This window comes from Mesorhizobium sp. M1D.F.Ca.ET.231.01.1.1 (assembly GCF_003999155.2).
Taxonomy (GTDB): Bacteria; Pseudomonadota; Alphaproteobacteria; order Rhizobiales; family Rhizobiaceae; genus Mesorhizobium.
This window is the reverse complement of the sequence record NZ_RZOZ02000003.1, coordinates 243,028-262,807: the sequence shown is the minus strand read 5'-3', so window position 1 is coordinate 262,807 and position 19,780 is coordinate 243,028. Positions and strand designations below refer to the sequence as shown.

General features: G+C 65.5%; 16 protein-coding genes. 9 read left to right on the top strand and 7 right to left on the bottom strand.

Features of this window, described 5'->3' with window-relative positions:
* Position 1: 1 nt before the first annotated feature.
* Complete coding sequence (locus EN874_RS10700; protein ID WP_127424750.1) at positions 2–2,074, bottom strand: hydantoinase/oxoprolinase family protein; 2,073 nt, start codon at positions 2,072–2,074, stop codon at positions 2–4.
* 220 nt (positions 2,075–2,294) lie between these two features.
* On the opposite strand from EN874_RS10700, the gene EN874_RS10695 reads away from it, so the two are divergent.
* The 5 genes from EN874_RS10695 to EN874_RS10670 all read left to right on the top strand — a co-directional run bounded on the left by EN874_RS10695 (position 2,295) and on the right by EN874_RS10670 (position 9,185).
* Positions 2,295–3,122 (top strand): ferredoxin--NADP reductase, encoded by an 828-nt coding sequence (locus EN874_RS10695; protein ID WP_127424749.1) that lies wholly within the window; start codon positions 2,295–2,297, stop codon positions 3,120–3,122.
* Positions 3,123–3,521: 399 nt separating this feature from the next.
* Positions 3,522–4,577, top strand: a complete 1,056-nt coding sequence (deoC, locus tag EN874_RS10690; protein ID WP_127424748.1) for a deoxyribose-phosphate aldolase — start codon at positions 3,522–3,524, stop codon at positions 4,575–4,577.
* Positions 4,578–4,812: 235 nt separating this feature from the next.
* Positions 4,813–7,188 carry an aldehyde dehydrogenase family protein gene (locus tag EN874_RS10680; protein WP_127424747.1) on the top strand — a complete coding sequence of 792 codons (2,376 nt, stop codon included), beginning with the start codon at positions 4,813–4,815 and terminating at the stop codon, positions 7,186–7,188.
* Positions 7,189–7,396: 208 nt separating this feature from the next.
* Positions 7,397–8,128 (top strand): SDR family oxidoreductase, encoded by a 732-nt coding sequence (locus tag EN874_RS10675; RefSeq protein WP_127424746.1) that lies wholly within the window; start codon positions 7,397–7,399, stop codon positions 8,126–8,128.
* A gap of 211 nt (positions 8,129–8,339) precedes the next feature.
* Positions 8,340–9,185: a fumarylacetoacetate hydrolase family protein gene (locus EN874_RS10670; RefSeq protein WP_127424745.1), complete on the top strand. Its 846-nt coding sequence runs from the start codon at positions 8,340–8,342 to the stop codon at positions 9,183–9,185.
* A gap of 206 nt (positions 9,186–9,391) precedes the next feature.
* Here EN874_RS10670 and EN874_RS10665 read toward each other — a convergent pair whose 3' ends face one another.
* From EN874_RS10665 to EN874_RS10640, 6 genes are all read right to left on the bottom strand, one after another.
* The gene (locus tag EN874_RS10665) at positions 9,392–10,390 is read right to left on the bottom strand and encodes an ABC transporter ATP-binding protein (protein ID WP_127424744.1); all 999 of its coding nucleotides are present in this window, start codon (positions 10,388–10,390) and stop codon (positions 9,392–9,394) included.
* A 15-nt stretch (positions 10,391–10,405) separates the two neighbouring features.
* A complete protein-coding gene (locus EN874_RS10660) occupies positions 10,406–11,467 on the bottom strand; it encodes a Gfo/Idh/MocA family oxidoreductase (protein ID WP_127424743.1) in 1,062 nt (353 codons plus the stop codon).
* Complete coding sequence (locus EN874_RS10655) at positions 11,464–12,303, bottom strand: carbohydrate ABC transporter permease (protein WP_127424742.1); 840 nt, start codon at positions 12,301–12,303, stop codon at positions 11,464–11,466. Before EN874_RS10655 ends, EN874_RS10660 begins: the two co-directional genes overlap by 4 nt.
* 8 nt (positions 12,304–12,311) lie before the next feature.
* Positions 12,312–13,241 (bottom strand): sugar ABC transporter permease, encoded by a 930-nt coding sequence (locus tag EN874_RS10650; RefSeq protein ID WP_126086396.1) that lies wholly within the window; start codon positions 13,239–13,241, stop codon positions 12,312–12,314.
* A gap of 226 nt (positions 13,242–13,467) precedes the next feature.
* Positions 13,468–14,727, bottom strand: a complete 1,260-nt coding sequence (locus tag EN874_RS10645; RefSeq protein ID WP_126086395.1) for an ABC transporter substrate-binding protein — start codon at positions 14,725–14,727, stop codon at positions 13,468–13,470.
* Between the two features lie 52 nt (positions 14,728–14,779).
* Complete coding sequence (locus EN874_RS10640; RefSeq protein WP_127424741.1) at positions 14,780–15,688, bottom strand: N-acetylmuramic acid 6-phosphate etherase; 909 nt, start codon at positions 15,686–15,688, stop codon at positions 14,780–14,782.
* A 201-nt stretch (positions 15,689–15,889) separates the two neighbouring features.
* On the opposite strand from EN874_RS10640, the gene EN874_RS10635 reads away from it, so the two are divergent.
* The 4 genes from EN874_RS10635 to nagA are packed head-to-tail and all read left to right on the top strand — an operon-like array spanning position 15,890 to position 19,779.
* The gene (locus EN874_RS10635) at positions 15,890–16,771 is read left to right on the top strand and encodes an N-acetylglucosamine kinase (RefSeq protein WP_127424740.1); all 882 of its coding nucleotides are present in this window, start codon (positions 15,890–15,892) and stop codon (positions 16,769–16,771) included.
* A gap of 43 nt (positions 16,772–16,814) precedes the next feature.
* Positions 16,815–17,594: a GntR family transcriptional regulator gene (locus tag EN874_RS10630; protein ID WP_127424739.1), complete on the top strand. Its 780-nt coding sequence runs from the start codon at positions 16,815–16,817 to the stop codon at positions 17,592–17,594.
* Positions 17,591–18,622 (top strand): SIS domain-containing protein, encoded by a 1,032-nt coding sequence (locus EN874_RS10625; protein ID WP_127424738.1) that lies wholly within the window; start codon positions 17,591–17,593, stop codon positions 18,620–18,622. Before EN874_RS10630 ends, EN874_RS10625 begins: the two co-directional genes overlap by 4 nt.
* Positions 18,619–19,779 (top strand): N-acetylglucosamine-6-phosphate deacetylase, encoded by a 1,161-nt coding sequence (gene nagA / locus EN874_RS10620; RefSeq protein WP_127424737.1) that lies wholly within the window; start codon positions 18,619–18,621, stop codon positions 19,777–19,779. The genes EN874_RS10625 and nagA overlap by 4 nt, the downstream gene beginning before the upstream one ends.
* Position 19,780 lies beyond the last annotated feature (1 nt).

Sequence of the window (19,780 nt, the reverse complement as noted above, 5' to 3'; positions counted from 1 at the left end):
CTCAGGCCTCGCCGATGTCGATGATGATGTTGCCGTCGGCATCGGAGAGTGCCCGATCGCCGGGTTCGAGCACTGTCGTGGCATCCATTTGCTCCAGGATCGCCGGCCCCTTGATGATCGCGTCGAGCGGCAGCTTTTCGCGGGCGTAGACCGGCGTGTCGTGCCAGGCGCCGTGATACCAGACCGGCCGGATCTCGCGCCGCGCCTCCTCAAGCGTCGCCGCGCGTCCCGCCGGGTCGATCAGCTTCGACAGGTCGATCTGCGGCCGCACCCCGGTCACCGATGTGTTGAGGTTGACGAGGTTGGCGCGGATCTCCGGCAGTTCAACCTTGAAGCGCGCGAAATAGGCCTTTTCGAACAGCTGCTGCAGCGTTTCTCGTGAAACCGACGACGAAGGCAGTGGCACGTTGATGATATGCGTCTGGCCGACGAACTGCATGTCGGCGGAATGCGTGACGCGGATCGCGTCCGGCTTCACCGCTTCCTTGGCGATCAGCGCCTCGCCTTCGTTACGGTGCCGTTCCAACACCTCGCGAAGCGCAGCTTCGTCGAGCCCGCCCACCGGCATGTTGATTGTGTTGACAAAGTCATGCCGCATATCCGCGACCACGCAGCCGAGCGCGTTGGTGATGCCGGGGCGCGCCGGCACCAGCACTTTCGGCAGGCCGAGCTCGCGGGCGAGCGCCGTCGCATGCAGCGGTCCGGCGCCGCCGAAGGCGAACAGCGCAAAATCGCGCGGATCGTGGCCGCGCGAGACGGAAACCATGCGGATGGCGCCCGCCATCTTCATGTTGCCGAGTCTCAGCACCGCGCCGGCCGCCTCGACGCCGGAGAGGCCGGTGTGCTTGCCGATACTGTCCTCGAAGATTGCCGTCACGCGCTCGACGGTGACCGGATTGTCGACCGCGAGCAGCTTCTTCGGCGCCAGCCGGCCGAGCACCAGATTGGCATCGGTGATGGTCGGCTCCGTGCCACCGCGCCCGTAGCAGATCGGACCGGGATTGGCGCCGGCGCTTTCCGGGCCGATCTGGATCAGCCCGGCCGCGTCGACGCGCGCGATCGAGCCGCCGCCGGCGCCGACCGTGTGCACCGCCACCATCGGCACATGGATGGGCATCGCATATTCGATCTCGATCTCGTTCGAGACGGCGGGCTCGGCGTTGCGGATCAGCGCCACGTCGGTCGAGGTGCCGCCCATGTCATAGGTGACGAGGTTGCCGAAGCCGGCGCGTTTTCCGGTATAGGCGGCGGCGATCACGCCCGACGCCGGGCCCGACATGACGGTTTTGGCCGATTCCAGCGTGACGAAGCGGGCCGAGATCATGCCGCCATTGCCGTTCATGATCAGAAAGTCGCGGGCATAGCCTTTTGCGGCGAGCTCCTTGCGCAGCCGTTCGACATAGCGCTCGAGAATCGGCTGCACCGAGGCGTTGACCGCGGCCGTCACGCCGCGCTCGAACTCGCGCGCTTCCGAAAGCAGCGCATGGCCGGTGGTGATGTGGCCGTTCGGCCAGAACTCCGCCGCGATCTCGGCCGCGCGCCGTTCATGCGCCGGGTTGGCGTAGGAATGCAGGAAATGGATGACGAGCGATTCGCAGCCGGCCGCGAGCAGCCGCTTCAGCGCATCGCGCATCTCGGTCTCGTCGAGCGGCACGCGAACGGCGCCGGAGGCCTCCACGCGCTCGGAAACCTCAAGGCGGAGGTCTCGCGGAATGACTGGTACGAAAGTGCCCGTCATGCCATAGGCTTGCGGCCTTGTGCGCCGTCCGAGCTCGATCACGTCGCGAAAGCCGCGCGTGGTGATCATGCCGGTTCGCGCCAGCCGGCGCTCCAGCACGGCGTTGGTGGTGGTGGTCGTGCCGTGCACGATGAGGTCGATGCCGTCGACCGGAAAGCCGGTGGCGCCAAGCGCGGCGACCACGCCAAAGGCCTGATTTTCCATCGTGGTCGGCGTCTTGGCGATATGCACCTTGCCGCCTGCCTTGCCATCGATCAGGAGCAGATCGGTGAAGGTTCCCCCGACATCGATGCCGGCAACGACGCTTCCCGCCGACGCCGAAAATTTCTCATTCATTGCCGAAACCCGAAATGCCAGGACTACGGATATGCCTTGGTTTGGAAAGGCGTTTTACGCTGCCATCTTGACCTGAAGATCATTTGTATACTAATAAATTCGGGACACAAGAGCTTACCGCTTGGCAGTGTGTGGAGAGCGCGTCGGAACCTGACGGTTTGGGCGCGCAGGAGAAGGTTTGGCGCCAGCGCCGCGAGCCTGGGCCGGAAGGTTGGGTTTGATGAACACGTCATCCGCGTTGAACGTTGCCGGCGCCAAGCCGCTGCAGTTCCCGATCCCGGCCAATGTCTATGCCGAGACCGTGGTCTCGGTGAAGCACTACACCGACCGCCTTTTCTCGTTCCGCATCACCCGCCCGCAGTCGCTGCGCTTCCGCTCCGGCGAGTTCGTCATGATCGGTCTGCCTAATGCCGAGAAGCCGATCTTCCGCGCCTATTCGGTCGCCAGCCCCGCCTGGGACGACGAGCTCGAATTTTTCTCGATCAAGGTGCCGGACGGTCCGCTGACCTCCGAGCTGCAGAAGATCGAGGTCGGCGACACCGTCATCATGCGCCAGAAGTCGACCGGCACGCTGGTGCTCGATGCGCTGACGCCCGCCAAGCGCGTCTTCATGATCTCGACCGGCACCGGCATCGCGCCCTTCGCCAGCCTGCTGCGCGATCCCGACACCTATGAGAAGTTCGACCAGGTCATCCTCACCCACACCTGCCGCGACAATGCCGAGCTTACCTACGGCCAGGAACTGGTGGAGGCGCTCGAGAGCGATCCGCTGATCGGCGAGCTGACCGGCGGCCGCGTCACGCTCTACAATTCGACGACCCGCGAGGAATCGGCGCGCATGGGCCGCATCACCGCGCTGATCGGCTCGGGCAAGTTCTATTCCGACCTCGGCATCGACAAGCTCAATCCCGAGACCGACCGCATCATGATCTGCGGCTCGATGCACATGCTGAAGGATGTCAAGGAACTCGCCGAGAGCCTCGGCTTCCAGGAGGGCTCGCTCAGCCATCCCGCCAGCTTCGTCGTCGAGCGCGCCTTCGTCGACTGAGGCGCGTCGCGGCCGGCCAGTTCTGTTGGAGGCGTCTGAGATTAGCGACGACATTCGCGCTTCGTCATTCTAGGGCGGAGCAAGGAGCGGAGCGACGCGCGCAGACCCTAGAATCCATGCCGTTACGCTAAGGCGTTGTGGCGGTTACAGAATTCTGCACCGTTGCACTCTACGGCGAGGGTCGCGGCATGGATACTCGGGTCAAGCCCGAGTATGACGAAGTGATGGGCGTTTCGGCCAATCTCCAACGCCGAGCACCCACTCAGCATGATGTTTTGACCATGCGGTCAAAAATTGACTGCTTTCGCCGCCTTTTTCCGCTATGACCCACTGAAGGACTCGTGAAGGACAATTTCGCGGGGTATCTTCGGCTGAGGTCGCTGAGTGAAAGGGCAGGAGATGAGCAGCACAATCCGCGAGGCCGGCGCAGGCGCCGGCGCGTCCAAGGTTATGCCGCTGCCGGCGCGCGCCGCCGCCAACACGCCGATGCCGCTGGAGCATGGCATCGCCCGCAACCCCGGCATGAAGCTCGATCTAGGCTTCCTGGAATCGGTGCGCAGCGTCAACCGATCGGCGCTGGAGCGCCGGGTCGCCACGCTCACCAAGCGGCGCTCGATCAAGACCGACAACCAGGCCGCATGGCTGCTGCGCGCCATTGCCTGCATGGACCTCACCACGCTGAATTCCAACGACACCGACGAGCGCGTGCGCCGGCTCTGCGCCAAGGCGATCAATCCACTGCGTCGGGATATCGTCGAGGGGCTCGGCATATCAGGCGAAACCATCCGTCCGGCGGCGGTCTGCGTCTACCATCCCTTCGTCGCCACCGCGGTCGACGCGCTGCGCGGCACCGGTATCCGTGTCGCAGCCGTCTCCACCGCCTTCCCGCACGGGCTGGCGCCGCTCTCGACCCGCCTGCAGGAGATCGAGGCCTCGGTGCGCGACGGCGCCGACGAGATCGATGTCGTCATCCCGCGCGGCCTGGTCTACGGCGCCAAATGGCGCGAATTGTTCAACGAGATCGTCGCCATGCGCGCCGCCTGCGGCGATGCGCATCTCAAAGTCATCCTCGGCACCGGCGACCTTGCAACGCTGCGCAATGTGATGCTCGCCTCGATGGTGGCGATGATGGCGGGCGCCGATTTCATAAAAACCTCGACCGGCAAGGAAAGCGTCAACGCCACGCTCCCGGTGGGCCTCGCGATGGTGCGCGCCATCCGCGCCTATTTCGAGGAAACCGGCTATCTCATCGGCTTCAAGCCGGCGGGCGGCATTTCCACCGCCAAAGTCTCGCTCGACTGGCTGGTGCTGATGAAGGAAGAGCTCGGCCGGCCTTGGCTGGAGCCGGAGCTGTTTCGCTTCGGCGCGTCCAGCCTGCTCACCGACATCGAACGCCAGTTGGAGCATCACCTGACCGGCCACTATTCGGCCAACCATCGCCACGCGATGGCATAGTGCGGGCCAAGCCCTTGAACGCCGAGTTCCTTCGCGCCCCCCTCTGTCCTGCCGGACATCTCCCCCACTTGCGGGGAGATTGGCTGTCATCGATGATTTCGCCAATCGTCGACGTTGTAGGACGGCAGCCGACAGGCGCGAAGGCTGATCTCCCCCCTTGTGGGGGAGATGTCCGGCAGGACAGAGGGGGGCGCGAAGGAATGCCTCCCGAGACAATTATCTGGAGCGCCGTCTCATGAACATCCTCGACCGCTACCACGCCATGGAATACGGCCCGGCGCCGGAAGCCCGCAACGAGGCGGATGCCTGGCTCGCCGCGCGCGACTTCTCCAAGGCGCTGTTCATCGACGGCGCCTGGAAAGCGGCGGCGGGCGGCAAGACTTTTGAGACAACCGAGCCGTCCTCCGGCAAGCTGCTTGCCAAGGTCTCGGACGCGAGCGCCGCCGACATCGACGCCGCGGTCGCCGCGGCCGCCAAGGCTCTGCCGAAATGGAGCGCCAGCTCAGGCTATCAGCGCGCCAAGGTGCTCTATGCCATCGGCCGCGCCATGCAGCGCCATCAGCGGCTGTTCGCGGTGCTGGAATCGATCGACAACGGCAAGCCGATCCGCGAGAGCCGCGACATCGACGTGCCGCTGGCGATCCGCCATTCCATCCATCACGCCGGCTGGGCGCGGACGCTTGAGAAGGATTTTCCCGATCACAAGCCGGTCGGCGTCGTCGGTCAGGTCATCCCGTGGAATTTCCCGCTGCTGATGCTGGCCTGGAAGATCGCGCCGGCTTTGGCCGCCGGCTGCACCGTGGTGCTGAAGCCGGCCGAGTTCACGCCGCTCACCGCCATACTGTTCGCCGAGATCTGCGAACGCGCCGGTGTGCCGAAAGGCGTCGTCAACATCGTCCAGGGCGGACCGGAGGCGGGTGCGGCCATCGTCAATCATCCAGGCGTCCAGAAGATCGCCTTCACCGGCTCTTCGGAAGTAGGCAAGATCATCCGCAAGGCCACCGCCGGCTCGGGCAAGAAGCTTTCGCTGGAGCTTGGCGGCAAGTCGGCCTTCATCGTTTTCGAGGATGCCGATCTCGACAGCGCCGTCGAAGGTCTGGTCGACGGCATCTGGTTCAACCAGGGCCAGGTCTGCTGCGCCGGCTCGCGGCTGCTGGTGCAGGAAGGCGTCGCCGAGGCCTTCATCGCCAAGGTCAAGGTCAGGATGAGCCGGCTGCGCGTTGGCAGCCCGCTCGACAAGAACACCGATATCGGCCCGTTGGTCGACCGCACCCAGCTCGACCGCGTCAGGGGCTTGATCGCCGAGGGCGCCAGACAGGGCGCGGTGTGCTGGCAGCCGGATGCCGCCTTGCCGACAACCGGCTATTATCATCTGCCGACGCTTGCGACATCTGTTTCGCCGGCTAACATCCTGGCGCAGGAGGAGGTGTTCGGACCGGTGCTGGCGACGATGAGCTTCCGCAACACCGAGGAAGCGATCGAGCTTGCCAACAACACGCGCTACGGCCTTGCCGCCTCGGTGTGGAGCGAGAATATCAATCTCGCCCTGCATGTCGCGCCGCAATTGAAGGCCGGCGTGGTGTGGGTCAACGGCACCAACATGTTCGACGCCGCCTGCGGCTTCGGCGGCTATCGCGAAAGCGGCTTCGGCCGCGAGGGCGGCCGGGAAGGCATGTTCGAATATCTGACGGCAAAACTGCCCGTCGGCCCCGCCATCAAGCCGGCTGCCGCGGGCTCAGCTCAACCGGTCGAGCAGGCCGACGGCATGGCCGTCGACCGCACGGCAAAGCTGTTCGTCGGCGGCAAGCAGGTGCGGCCGGACGGCAACTACTCGCTCGCCGTCGCCACCGCCAAGGGCAAGCTTGCCGGCGAGGTTGGCCTCGGCAACCGCAAGGACATCCGCGACGCGGTTTCTGCTGCTCGCGCGTGCAAGGCCTGGCCGGAGGCGACCGCCTACAACCGCAGCCAGGTGCTCTACTATTTCGCGGAAAACCTTTCGGGCCGCGTCGACGAGTTCGCGGCGCGCCTCGTCCAACTCACCGGCGTCGCTCCCAAAGCCGCGCGGGAAGAGGTCGAGCAGTCGATCGAGCGACTGTTCCTCTATGCGGGCCTCACCGACAAGTTCGAGGGCCGTGTCCACCAGCCGCCGGCCCGCGTCGTGACACTTGCGTTGCACGAGCCGGTGGGCGTCGTCGGCATCGTCGCGCCGGACAACCAGCCGCTGCTCGGTTTTATCTCGCTGGTGGCGCCGGCGCTCGCCATGGGCAACACGGTGGTGGCCGTCCCGTCCGAGCGCCACCCTCTGCTGGCTACGGATCTCTACCAGGTGATCGAGTATTCCGACATTCCGGCCGGCGCCATCAACATCGTCACCGGCCGTAGCGCCGAGCTTTGCGGCGTGCTGGCCAAGCATGACGACGTCGACGGGCTCTGGGTGTTTGCCGATGCCGACACCTGCGCCAAGGCGGAAGCCGACTCCATCGGCAACCTCAAGCGCGTCTGGACCGGCAACGGCCGCAGTCTCGACTGGGCCTCGGGCGAAGCCGCAGGCGATGCCTTCCTGCGCCGCGCCGTCGAGGTCAAGAACGTCTGGGTGCCTTACGGCGACTGAAGCCCGTCGCTGCAAACGCGCAGGCTTGCGGCCATCGCCGCGACGAGATCGCGTTCGGGCTTGACGCTGGCGCGTGTGTTCTTTAACGAGAAAAAACATCTTTATCTATGAAGGGCAGCGCATAGGCGCACGATGCGGCCCGCTGGCACACGACGCCGCAGCCGGCCATCGATAGAGTCGGACGCACCAGGCAGGCGAGGAGGAAAGCATGGCGGATCTGGCAGGCAAGGTGGTGGTCGTCACCGCGGCAGCGCAGGGCATCGGCCGGGCAAGCGCCCTGGCTTTTGCCAATGCCGGCGCCACGGTTCACGCCACCGACATCAATGAGCCTCTATTGGCCGAGTTTGCCAAGACTGCCGGCATCAGGGCTCGCAAGCTCGACGTGCTGAACGATGCGGCTGTCAGTGCCGCCTTCGCCGAGATCGGACCGGTCGATGTGCTGTTCAACTGCGCCGGCTTCGTCCATTCCGGCTCGATCCTCGAAATGACCGATGCCGATCTCGATTTCGCGCTCAACCTCAATGTCCGCTCGATGATCCGCACCATCCGCGCCGTGCTGCCCGGCATGCTGGAGCGCGGCGACGGCTCGATCATCAACATGGCCTCGCTGGCGAGCTCGCAGAAGGGCGTGCCGAACCGCTTCGTCTATGGCCTGACCAAGGCGGCGGTCGTCGGCCTCACCAAAGCGGTCGCCGCCGACTATGTCGCCAAGGGCATCCGCTGCAACGCCATCTGCCCCGGCACGGTCGAGAGCCCATCGCTGCAGGACCGCATGCACGCGCAGGGCGATTACGAGGCGGCCCGCGCGGCATTCATCGCCCGCCAGCCGATGGGGCGGCTTGGCACGCCTGAGGAGATTGCCGATCTCGCCGTCTATCTGGCAGGCGCGACCTACACCTCGGGGCAGGCCTACAATATCGACGGCGGCTGGTCGATCTGACCTGTTGCCTTGGGAAAAGGACGGACAGGGAAGATAGCGGCCTTATCCGACATTTGTCGGCGGAGGGATCGCAGGGTCTGAAAATCCTGCTTCCGGGCGCAACTTGAGTGTGACGCGCGCTTGCTGGCGACCGGGACGGCGACTACGGTCCGCCCGGTTTCGCGAGTAGAGTTTGAGAAAACGGCCCTTGGCCGCAAGGTGGAGAACAAAGATGAAGTTGCTGCGCTATGGCGAGGTGGGGAGCGAGCGTCCCGGGCTGCTCGATCAGGATGGCACGATCCGCGACCTTTCGGCCCATGTCGTCGACATTGCCGGCACCGCGCTCCATCCGGCTTCGCTGGCGATGCTGTCGAAGCTCGATCCGAACTCGCTGCCGGCGGTCGCCGGTAGCCCGCGCATGGGCGCCTGCGTCGCCGGCACCGGCAAGTTCATCTGCATCGGCCTCAATTATTCCGACCACGCGGCGGAGACCGGCGCCACCGTGCCGCCGGAGCCGATCATCTTCATGAAGGCGAGTTCGGCCATCGTCGGGCCGGACGACGACGTGCTCATCCCGCGCGGCTCGGTCAAGACCGACTGGGAAGTCGAGCTCGGCGTCGTCATCGGCAAGACGGCGAAATATGTCAGCGAAGACGACGCGCTGGATTATGTTGCCGGCTATTGCGTCGCGCACGACGTCTCCGAGCGCGCCTTCCAGGCCGAGCGCCAGGGCCAGTGGACCAAGGGCAAGTCCTGCGACACCTTCGGCCCGATCGGCCCCTGGCTGGTCACCAAGGACGAGATCGCCGACCCGCAGAACCTCAAGATGTGGCTGGCCGTCAACGGCAAGACCATGCAGAACGGCTCGACCAGGACCATGATCTACGGGGTCAAATATCTGGTCTCCTACCTCAGCCAGTTCATGTCGCTGCATCCCGGCGACATCATTTCCACCGGCACGCCGCCCGGGGTCGGGCTCGGCATGAAGCCGCCGGTGTTCCTGAAGCCCGGCGACGTCGTCGAGCTCGGCATCGAAGGCATGGGCCAGCAGAAGCAGACGTTCAAGGCGGACGAGTAGGGCCGCCCTTGCCTTCTCCCCTTCTTGTGGGAGAAGGTGGCCGCGAAGCGGCCGGATGAGGGGTGTTGGAAGGATCTCAGCCTTGCAGATGTGAGAGCTGAGCACCCTTCGATTTCCTGACGCCGCGCTCCGTCGCGCACCCCTCATCCGTCTCGGCGCTGCGCGCCGATCCACCTCCCACAGGGGGGAGAAGGAGAGGCTGGCGCCTACTTCAACACTCTTCCATCGGCTCCGAACCGATACGTCTTCGCCGGATCGGGCGTCGCATAGAGCGTCGAGCCCGGCTCGGCATTGTAGACGCCGAAGATGCGCACCGTCAGCAACCCCGCCTTCTCGCAGTCGAGATAGAGGTTGGTGTCGGCGCCGAGGTGCTCGGCATGCACCACCGTGCCTTTCCAGGCCCCGGAATTGCCGTCGACCGTCAGATGCTCCGGCCTGACGCCGACGGTCTTCGCCGTCTCGCCCAGCTTGGCCCCGTCGATGAAATTCATCTTCGGTGAGCCGATGAACCCGGCGACGAAATCATTGGCCGGCGAATTGTAGAGCTCCATCGGGCTGCCGATCTGCTCGATCCGGCCGGCGTTGAGCACCACGATCTTGTCGGCCAGCGTCATCGCCTCGACCTGGTCGTGGGTGACGTAGATCATCGTCGCCTTCAGCCGCCGGTGCAGCTGCGCGATCTCCAGACGGGTGTTGACGCGCAGCGCCGCATCGAGGTTCGACAGCGGCTCGTCGAACAGGAACAGTTTCGGCTCGCGCACCACGGCGCGGCCGATGGCGACGCGCTGGCGCTGGCCGCCAGAAAGCTCCGCCGGGCGCCGCTCGAGATAGGGCTCCAGCGACAGCATGGTGGAAGCGATCTTGATGCGGCGGTCGATCTCGGCCGAAGGCGTGCCGGCCTGCTTCAGGCCGAGGCCCATATTGTTCCTCACCGTCAGATGCGGATAGAGCGCGTAGGTCTGGAACACCATGGCGATGCCGCGTTTGGCCGGCGGCGTCACGGAGACGTCGTCGCCGTCGATCAGCACACGGCCGGAGGTCGAATCCTCCAGCCCGGCTATGACGCGCAGCAGCGTCGACTTCCCGCAGCCGGAGGGTCCGACGAAGACGACGAACTCGCCGTCATTGACCTCGAGGTCGATGCCCTTCAGCACCTCGACCGGCCCGAAAGCCTTCTTCACATTCTCGATGTTCAGCGAGCCCACGGCTTCGTCCTTGTTCTAGAGTTTGATTGGGGCGCCGGTGCGCACGCTCTCGTCCGCTGCGAGGCAGACGGCGAGCGACTTCACCGCGTCGTCCATGTGGCGGGTGAGGTCGATGTCCTCTCGGATGGCCCTGAGCAGGAAGGCCTGTTCGCGGTCGCAGAGCTCCTGGTGTCCGGGCTCGCCCTCCATCGACAGCAGCTCGTCCTCCTTGGCGAACGTGCCGTCCGGACCGGTCGCGGCACTGTGCAGGCGGATGGTCGAGGTCTTGGTGTGGGTGTCGATGTCGTCGGACTTCACGCCCTCCTTCATCACGATCGACACGCAGCCGTTTGGAGACATCACGTCCTTCACGAAGAAGGCGGTCTCCGAGATCATCGGACCCCAGCCGGCTTCGTACCAGCCGACCGAACCGTCCTCGAACAGCACCTGGAGATGGCCGTAATTGTACATCGACGGCGCCACCTCGTCGGAGAGCCGCACGCCCATGCCGCGCACCTCGACGGGTCTGGCGTCGGTGATCTGCAGCATCACGTCGAGGTAGTGCACGCCGCAGTCGACGATCGGCGAGGTCGTCTGCATCAGCTGCTTATGCGTCCCCCAGGTATGGCCTGAGGACTGCTGGTTGAGGTTCATGCGGAAGACGTAGGGACCGCCGAGCTTGCGCGCCTCGGCGATCAACCGCACCCAGGACGGATGGTGGCGAAGAATATAGCCGATCACCAGCTTTTTGCCGTTGGCCTTGGCCGCGTCGACGACGCGTTGCGCATCGGCAACCGTCGTTGCCAGCGGCTTCTCGACGAAGACATGGCAGCCCGCCTCGAATGCCCTGACCGCGTAGTCGGCATGGCTGTCGGAATAGGTGGCGATCGCGGCGACATCCGGCTTCTCGTCGCGCAGCGCGTCCTCGAAGGAGCGCCTGATGCCGTAGCCGGCAAGCCCGTCCGGCAGCGGCACGTCGGAGCGGTTGACGAGCGCGGCGATCTCGAAGCCCGGATTGGTGTGGTAGGCCAGCGCATGGCTGCGGCCCATATTGCCGAGGCCGGCAACGACGACGCGTAGGGGTCTTTCTGAACTCACTTGACGGCTCCCGAGGTGATGCCGCGGATCAGCTGCCGCGAGAAGATGACGTAGAGGATAAGCACCGGCAGGATCGCCAGCGACAGCGCGGCCAGGATCGCGTTCCAGTTGGTGACGAACTGGCCGAGGAAGAGCTGCGCGCCGAGCGTCACCGTCTTGGTTTCTTCCGACGGCGCAAGGATCAGCGGGAACCAGAGATCGTTCCAGATCGGGATCATGGTGAAGACAGCGACCGTCGCCATCGATGGCCGCACCAGCGGCAGCACCAGCCGGAAGAAGATTGTGTATTCCGACAGCCCATCGATGCGGCCGGCGTTCTTCAAATCGTCGGACACCTGCTTCATGAATTCCGACAGGATGAAGATCGCTAAAGGCAGGCCTTGCGCGGTATAGACCAGGATCAGCGCCGTCAGCGTGTTGACCAGTCCTGTCGCCACCATCAGCTGCAGGATGGCGACCGTGCCGAGGCGGATCGGGATCATGATGCCGAGCGCCAGATAAAGCCCCATCAGCGTGTTGCCGCGGAAGCGGTATTCCGACAGCGCGAATGCCGCCATCGCGCCGAACAGCAGCACGAAGAATAGCGAAGCGACGGTGACGACGAGGCTGTTCTGGAAATAGTGCAGGAAGTCGCCCTGGCCGAACACGGTCGTGTAGCCGATCACGTCGAAGGTCTTCGGCGTCGGCGGCGTCAGAGGCGCGCCGAAAATGCCCGCGCGCGACTTGAACGAGTTCATGATCACCAGGATCACCGGGAACAGCGCGATCACGGTGTAGGTCAAAAGGACCGCGTGTGCGCCGATGGTGCGGGGAAGCGAATGGGTGGCTGTGCTCATGGCGCGCCTCAGAACTGGTAGCGACGCAGGCGCGTCTGGACGAGGAAGAGGTAGACGCAGACGCCGGCCAGGATGATCAGGAACATCATCGTGGCGATCGCCGCGCCCATGTTGGGGTCGCCGACCTGCAGCTGAAAGCCGAAGAAGGCGCGGTAGAGGAAGGTGCCGAGGATGTCGGTCGAATAGTTCGGCCCGGCCAGCGCCCCTTGCGCGGTGTAGATCAGGTCGAAGGCATTGAAATTGCCGACGAAGGTCAGGATCGAGATGATGCCGATCGAAGGCAGGATCAGCGGCAGCTTGATCTTCCAGAACTGCGCCATGCCGGTGACGCCGTCGCACTCGGCGGCCTCGATCACCTCGTCGGGGATCGACAGCAGCGCGGCATAGATCAGCATCATCGGAATTCCGACGAACTGCCAGACCGAGACCAGGCTGAGCGCGGTCAGCGCATACTGCTCCTTGCCGAGCCACGGCGTGAACAGGCTCTTCAGCCCGACGAAGTCAAGCAGGTGCGGCGCCACGCCCCAGATCGGCGACAGGATCAGCTTCCAGGCGAAGCCGACGATGACGAAGGACAGGATCGTCGGCACGAAGATCGCCGTACGGTAGAAGGCGGCGAAGCGCAGCCGCGGGCTGGACAGAAGCGCTGCGAGCAGGATGCCGATCGGGTTCTGCACCAGCATGTGGATGATGAAGAACCAGACATTGTTCCGGAGCGCGTTCCAGAAGTTGACCGACCAGTTGGGGTCGCCGAACAGCGTGCGGAAATTGCCCAGCCCGACGAAGACCTGGGACTGCTCGATGTTGCGGAACAAGGAGAGCTGCAAAGTGCCGAACAGCGGCAGGATCATGACCGCCGTGTAGACGAGCACCGCCGGCGCCAGGAAGACGCCGATATGCCAGCGGATCGGTTTCTTGGGTCGTGTTTGTGCGGCCATGAGTTCGGTCCCTGCCGTCTCTCGGTTCCAGGTCGATGATGCTTAGCTGATGCCTCGATGCACGGTCTGAATGTCCCCACCATCAGGGAGGACAAGGCCAGCAACCGTACGGCTTCGTTTTCCCCGCAAGATGAGGGTAGGACCGAGAGGCGGCGCCGACAATCGCTATCTGAGAACTGTTCGAATGCCGGCCGGGCATGTTCCCGGCCGGCCGTTGCCTGAGCTTTTACTTCGCCGGCTTGTACCAGCTGTCGAGGCCGTCCTGCAGCTTCTTGGCCGCGGCTTCCGGCGTATCGGTGCCGTTGATCACGTTGGCCGATTCAACCCAGGTCTCGTTCTCGAGGTTCGGCGTGCCGCGCGACAGGATCTGATAGGTCGAGCGGATCGTCGACTTGCACTTGCCGCGCCAGGAGACGAATTCCTGCGCCAGCGGGTCTTCCATCTTCACCGGCGTGCTGTTCAGGCTGAAGAAGCCGGGCAGCGCGTTGGCGTAGATGGTGGCGAAGTCCGGCGAGGCGACCCATTCCAGGAACTTCTTGGCCTCTTCCGGATGCTTCGATGCCGCATTCAGGCCCATGCCGATGTCGGTATGGTCGGAAATGTAGCAGGTGTCGCCGGCCTTCTGCACCGGCGGCGGGAAGGCGCCCATCTTGAACTGCGCCTGGGTGTTGAACAGGCCGATCTCCCACGAGCCGGCCGGATAGATGGCGGCGCGGCCGAGCGTGAACAGGTTCTGGCTGTCCGGATAGGTCTGCGCCTCGAAGCCGTCGCCGAGATAGGGCTTCCACTTGGCCAGTTCCTTGTAGGGCTCGACCCAGTCGGCGTCGGTCAGCTTCTGCTCGCCCTTGATCAACGCCTGGCGGCCGTCCTCGCCCTTCCAGTAGTTCGGGCCGATGTTCTGGTAGCCCATGGTCGCGGCTTCCCAGAGGTCCTTGGTGCCCATCGCCATCGGGATGTAGGTGCCGTCCGCCTTGATCTTGTCGAGCACGGCGTAGAACTCTTCATTCGTGGTCGGCACCTTGAGGCCGAGCTTGTCGAAGGCGTCCTTGTTGTAGATGAAGCCGTGGATGACCGAGGCCATCGGCACGCAGAAGCTCGACTTGCCGTCATCGGTCTGCCAGGCGGCCTTGGCGACGGCCGAGAAGTTGTCCATGCCGGGCAGCGACGAGAGGTCGGTGAGGTTGCCCTTCTTGAACAGCTCCAGCGACTTGTCGAACGGCCGGCAGGTGATCAGGTCGCCCGCCGAGCCGGCGGTGAGCTTGGCGCCGAGGGCTGCGTCGTACTCGGTCGGCGCCGAGGGCGCGAACACCACCTTGATGCCGGGGTTCTTGGCCTCGAAGGCCGGGATCAGCTTGTCCTTCCAGATGGTCAGGTCGTCGCCGCGCCAGCTTTCGATGTTGAGCGTCACGTCCTCGGCCAGCGCCATCCCGGTGGTGCCGAGGATGCTCGTGCCGAGCAGAAGGGCCGTCAGTAGTTTGGTCGTCATGTTCAGTCTCCCTGTTGACCTTTTTCAGGTTCGGTTCTGATGAGAACAGAGGCTAGCGCCCCTTGCTCCCCTCGATCGCGGAAAGCGCCGGCCTGAGCTTCTGGCCGGTTCCTTCCAGTATCTTCTCGGCCGCGTCGGCGTTGGCGGCGCCGGCGGCGAGCAGAATGGCAGTCTTGACCACACCGCCGCTCTCTTCGAGCAGGCGCGCCGCCTCGTCGCGGCCGCGGCCGGTGATGGCGGCTACCATGCGCACCGCGCGGTCGCGCAGCTTGATGTTGTCGGCGGTGAGGTTGACCATGTAGCCGTCATGCACATGGCCGAGATGGACAGCGGCAAGCGTCGACAGCATGTTGAGCGCGATCTTCTGCGCGGTGCCGGCGCCCATGCGGGTCGAGCCGGCGATCAGTTCCGGCGGCGTTTCGAGCAGGATGGCGACATCGGCCTCGCCGAACAGCGGCGCGCCCCTGTTGTTGGCGATCGCGATCGTCGCGGCGCCCCTGCGTCGCGCATCGCCGATCGCCTGGACGGCATAAGGCGTCGAACCGCTGGCCGAGATCGCGATCAGGCAGTCGCCCTTGCCGATATCGGCCTTTGCGACCGCTGCCGCGGCTTCCTCGGTGTCGTCTTCCGGTCCGCCGGCAAGCGTGCGGAAGGCCTCGTCGCCGCCGGCGATCAGGATGGCGATGCGGTCACGCGCGATGCCGAACGTGCCGGGAAGTTCCAGCGCGTCGGCAACAGCCATCAGGCCGGAGCTGCCGGCCGCCGCATAGGCGAGCCTGCCGCCGCTCTTCAATTGTCTTGCGATAAGTTCGGCTGCCGCGGCGATCGTCGGAATGGCGCCATGCACGGCCTTGGCGGCCTCGATCTGGGCATTGGCCAGGAACGCCAGGATGGCTTCCGGGGTCTGGACATCCAGCCCCTCGGCGTTTTGATGAAGCGCTTCCGTGCGCGTCTCGACCATCCAACGTCCTCCAAACTGAGGGAACAATACCAAAAAAATACCACTTGTCCACATCCATTAACACTTTTCGTGCCTTCAAAATGCCTTGCCGGCAAATTCCGCTGATTTTTCAATAAAATATGCGTTAATCTTTTTCGAACCGAAATTAACGCTTGGCTATTGGTATTTTATTGGTATTATCCTCGGCGAGGAGAAAATCGCGTGAAATTCGTGCTTGGCATCGATGGCGGCGGCACCAGCTGCAGGGCGGCCCTTGCGACCGTCGACGGCGCCGTCGTCGGTCGCGCCAAAAGCGGCGCGGCCAATATCCGCACCGATCTCACCGGCGCGCGCGCCAACATCGTCGAGGCGGCAAGGCAGGCATTCCTGGCCGCCGGCCAGGACCCTGAGCTGATCCCTGAGACGCCCGCCATCCTCGGCCTTGCGGGCGCCAACGTCGGCACCTACAGGCAGCAGCTGGAAGCGATCCTGCCCTTCAGCAGGAGCCGCGTCGAAACCGACGCCGAGATCGCGCTTGAAGGCGCGGTCGGCTCTGGCGACGGCGCCATGGCGATTCTCGGCACCGGCACCGCCTATATGGCGCGCAAGGACGGCAAGTCGCGCGCCATCGGCGGCTGGGGTTTCCAGGTCGGCGACCAAGGCAGCGGCGCCCGCATCGGCCGCGATCTGCTCGAGCAGACGCTGCTTGCCTATGACGGCATCCGCCCCGGCTCGCCGCTGACGGACGCCATGCTCGCCGTCTTCCGCAACAATCCCGAGGACGTGGTCGAGTTCACCACCAACGCCAAGCCGGGCGACTTCGGAGGCTTCGCGCCAAAAGTCTTCGAGCATGCCGAGAAGGGCGACGTTGTCGCCAACTGGATCCTCGACAAGGCGGTTGCCGATGTCGAGGCCTCGCTCGGCGCGCTCGATCTTGCGGACGGTGCTCCGCTCTGCCTGCTCGGCGGCCTGGCGCCGCTCTATGCGCCGCGCCTGTCGGCGCGCTATCAGGCGCTGCTGAAAGCCCCGCTCGATGACGCGCTCGGCGGCGCGGTGCAGATGGCCGTGCGCATCTTCGCCGGCAAGTCGGGGACGGCCCGATGAGCGCCGCCGACCAGATCTTCGCCATGCTGCCGGAGGCGTCGCGATGAGCGCCGCCGACCAGATCTTCGCGATGCTGAAGGAATCCTCGCAGAGCGGCGCGCCGCTCTATCTGCAGCTGAGGAAAAGCATCGAGGAAGCGGTCAATCGCGGCCTGATCGGTCCGGGCGACGCGCTGCCCTCCGAGCGCGACATCGCCAGCAAGGCCGACATCTCGCGCGTCACGGTGCGCAAGGCGGTGCAGGACCTGGTCAAAGGCGGCATCCTCGTCCAGCGCCACGGCTCCGGCACCTTCGTCGCGCCGCGCATGGAGCGCGTCGAGCAATCGCTGTCGAGGCTAACCTCCTTCACCGAGGACATGGCGCGCCGCGGCATGGTCGTGCGCTCGGCCTGGCTCGACCGCGGCCTCTATGCGCCCTCGCCGGACGAGATGATGGTGCTCGGCCTGTCGTCGAGCGAGCTGGTGGCGCGCGTGGCGCGCCTGCGCATCGCCAACGACACGCCGCTGGCGATCGAGCGCGCCGCGATCTCGGCGAGCGTGCTGCCCGACCCCGAGGCGATAGGCTCCTCGCTCTACGCCGCGCTGGAACTGACCGGCAACCGTCCGGTGCGGGCGGTGCAGCGCATCTCTGCCGCCAATCTCGGCGACGCCGACGCGCGCCTGCTGGAAGTGCCGCCGGGGGTTGCCGGACTGCACATCGAGCGCATTTCCTATCTGGCGAGCGGCAAGGTGATCGAGTTCACCCGTTCGATCTACAGGGGCGACGCCTATGATTTCGTCGCGGAACTCCGGCTGACCGGGCCGGGAGAGGAGATCCGGCCATGAGCGCAACCACCACCCATATGCGGCGCGAAATCGACGAGATCCCTGAGGCCACCGCCCGCCTGCTCGACGGCTCCGCCAACGCGCTTGCTGAAGCCGGCCGCGGCCTTCGCGAGCGCGATCCGCATTTCGTCGTCACCGTGGCGCGCGGCTCGTCCGACCATGCCGCCACCTTCACGAAATATGCGGTCGAACTGACCGCCGGCCTCGCCGTCGCTTCCGTCGGCCCGTCGATCGCTTCCATCTATGGCGCGACGCTGAGACTGCGCGGCTCGGCCTGCCTGGCGATCTCGCAGTCGGGCAAGAGCCCCGACATCGTCGCCATGGCCGAAACGGCGAGGGCGGGCGGCGCGCTGACCGTCGCCATCACCAACACGGCCGACTCGCCGCTGGCGCGCGCCTCGGACTACGCCATCGACATTCTCGCCGGGCCGGAGCGCAGCGTCGCGGCCACCAAGACGTTCGTCAATTCGGCCGTGGCCGCCCTGGCGCTGATGGCGCACAGCACCGGCGATGAGGCGCTGCTTGCCGCGCTCGCCCGCCTGCCCGAGCATTTCGCGAAGGCCATCGCCTGCGACTGGATGGCGCTGGCGGCGGCGCTCGAGACGCCGCAGTCGCTGTTCATCCTCGGCCGTGGCCCGTCCTTCGCCATTGCCAGCGAGGCGGCGCTGAAGTTCAAGGAGACCTGCGCGATGCATGCCGAGGCCTACAGCGCGGCGGAAGTCATGCACGGGCCGCTGGCGCTGGTCGGGCCGGGCTTCCCGGTTCTGGCGCTCGCCGCCCGCGACGCTTCGGAACCTTCGGTGGCCGAGGCCGCCGACAGCCTGGCGGCCAAGGACGCGGCCGCCTTCGTCACCTCCGACAAGGCAGGGAGCGCCAGGCCGCTGCCGCATGTCGCGACCGGCCATCCGCTGACCGACCCGCTGCCGCTGATCGTGTCCTTCTATGGCTTCGTCGAGGCCTTCGCCCGCCATCGTGGCCTCGATCCGGATGCGCCGCGCAATTTGCGCAAGGTGACGGAAACCGTATGAGCGACCGTTTCGCCCTCACTGGCGCCAGGATCTTCGACGGCGCGGACTGGCATGAAGACGCCGCCCTCCTCGTCAAGGACGGTCTTGTCGAAGCCATTCTGCCCACCGGCGCCATTCCGTCCGGCGTGTCCAAGGTCGAGACCGGCGGCGGCCTGCTGGTTCCCGGCTTCGTCGACATCCAGGTCAATGGCGGCGGCGGCGTCATGCTCAACGACCACCCGGATGTCGCCTCGATCGAGACCATCTGCCAGGCGCATGCGCCCTTCGGCACCACGGCGCTGCTGCCGACGCTGATCACCGACACGCCGGCGATCACCGCCGCGGCCGTCGCCGCCGGCGCCGAGGCCGCCGCCAAGAAAGTGCCGGGATTCCTCGGCCTGCATCTCGAAGGGCCGCATCTCTCCGTCGCCCGCAAGGGCGCGCATGATCCGGCCCTCATCCGGCCGATGACGGATGCCGACCAGGCGGCGTTGATCGCCGCGCGCAGTGCGCTTCCCGTCCTGCTTACCACGATCGCGCCGGAATCCGTCGAACTCGCCCGCGTCACGGCGCTGGCCAAGGCCGGCCTCGTCGTCAGCCTCGGCCATTCCGACACCGGCTATGCCACGGCAGTTGCCTTCGCCGGGGCCGGCGCCACCGTCGTCACGCACCTTTTCAATGCCATGAGCCAGATCGGCAATCGTGAGCCGGGGCTGGCCGGCGCGACCGTCGACACGGGAAGTCTCTACGCCGGCATCATCGCCGACGGCATCCACGTCCACCCGGGCACCATGACGCTCGCGCTCAACGCCAAGAAGGGACCGGGCAAGATCCTTTTGGTCACCGACGCCATGGCGACGATCGGCACCGACATGACCTCCTTCACGCTAAACGGCCGCACCATCTATCGCAAGGACGGAAGTCTCAGGCTTGCCGACGGCACGCTGGCCGGCGCCGACCTCGACATGATTTCCGCCGTGCGCTTCGTCCACCGCGTCGTCGGGCTCGATCTCGACGAAGCGCTCCGCATGGCCTCGCTCTACCCCGCCGAGGCGATCGGCCAGGCGCACCGGCTCGGCCGCTTCGCCAACGGCACCGCCGCCGACATCGTTGGGCTGTCGGAGGATCTCAATGTCAGGAAGGTCTGGATCGGCGGCAGAAAGGTATTCGGAGCGTAGG

Bases quoted from the DNA above. Each gene is read 5' to 3' on its own strand.
- EN874_RS10700 (WP_127424750.1), bottom strand. From the start codon at position 2,074: ATGAATGAGAAATTTTCGGCGTCGGCGGGAAGCGTCGTTGCCGGCATC.
- EN874_RS10695 (WP_127424749.1), top strand. From the start codon at position 2,295: ATGAACACGTCATCCGCGTTGAACGTTGCCGGCGCCAAGCCGCTGCAG.
- deoC (WP_127424748.1), top strand. From the start codon at position 3,522: ATGAGCAGCACAATCCGCGAGGCCGGCGCAGGCGCCGGCGCGTCCAAG.
- EN874_RS10680 (WP_127424747.1), top strand. From the start codon at position 4,813: ATGAACATCCTCGACCGCTACCACGCCATGGAATACGGCCCGGCGCCG.
- EN874_RS10675 (WP_127424746.1), top strand. From the start codon at position 7,397: ATGGCGGATCTGGCAGGCAAGGTGGTGGTCGTCACCGCGGCAGCGCAG.
- EN874_RS10670 (WP_127424745.1), top strand. From the start codon at position 8,340: ATGAAGTTGCTGCGCTATGGCGAGGTGGGGAGCGAGCGTCCCGGGCTG.
- EN874_RS10655 (WP_127424742.1), bottom strand. From the start codon at position 12,303: ATGAGCACAGCCACCCATTCGCTTCCCCGCACCATCGGCGCACACGCG.
- EN874_RS10650 (WP_126086396.1), bottom strand. From the start codon at position 13,241: ATGGCCGCACAAACACGACCCAAGAAACCGATCCGCTGGCATATCGGC.
- EN874_RS10645 (WP_126086395.1), bottom strand. From the start codon at position 14,727: ATGACGACCAAACTACTGACGGCCCTTCTGCTCGGCACGAGCATCCTC.
- EN874_RS10640 (WP_127424741.1), bottom strand. From the start codon at position 15,688: ATGGTCGAGACGCGCACGGAAGCGCTTCATCAAAACGCCGAGGGGCTG.
- EN874_RS10630 (WP_127424739.1), top strand. From the start codon at position 16,815: ATGAGCGCCGCCGACCAGATCTTCGCGATGCTGAAGGAATCCTCGCAG.
- EN874_RS10625 (WP_127424738.1), top strand. From the start codon at position 17,591: ATGAGCGCAACCACCACCCATATGCGGCGCGAAATCGACGAGATCCCT.
- nagA (WP_127424737.1), top strand. From the start codon at position 18,619: ATGAGCGACCGTTTCGCCCTCACTGGCGCCAGGATCTTCGACGGCGCG.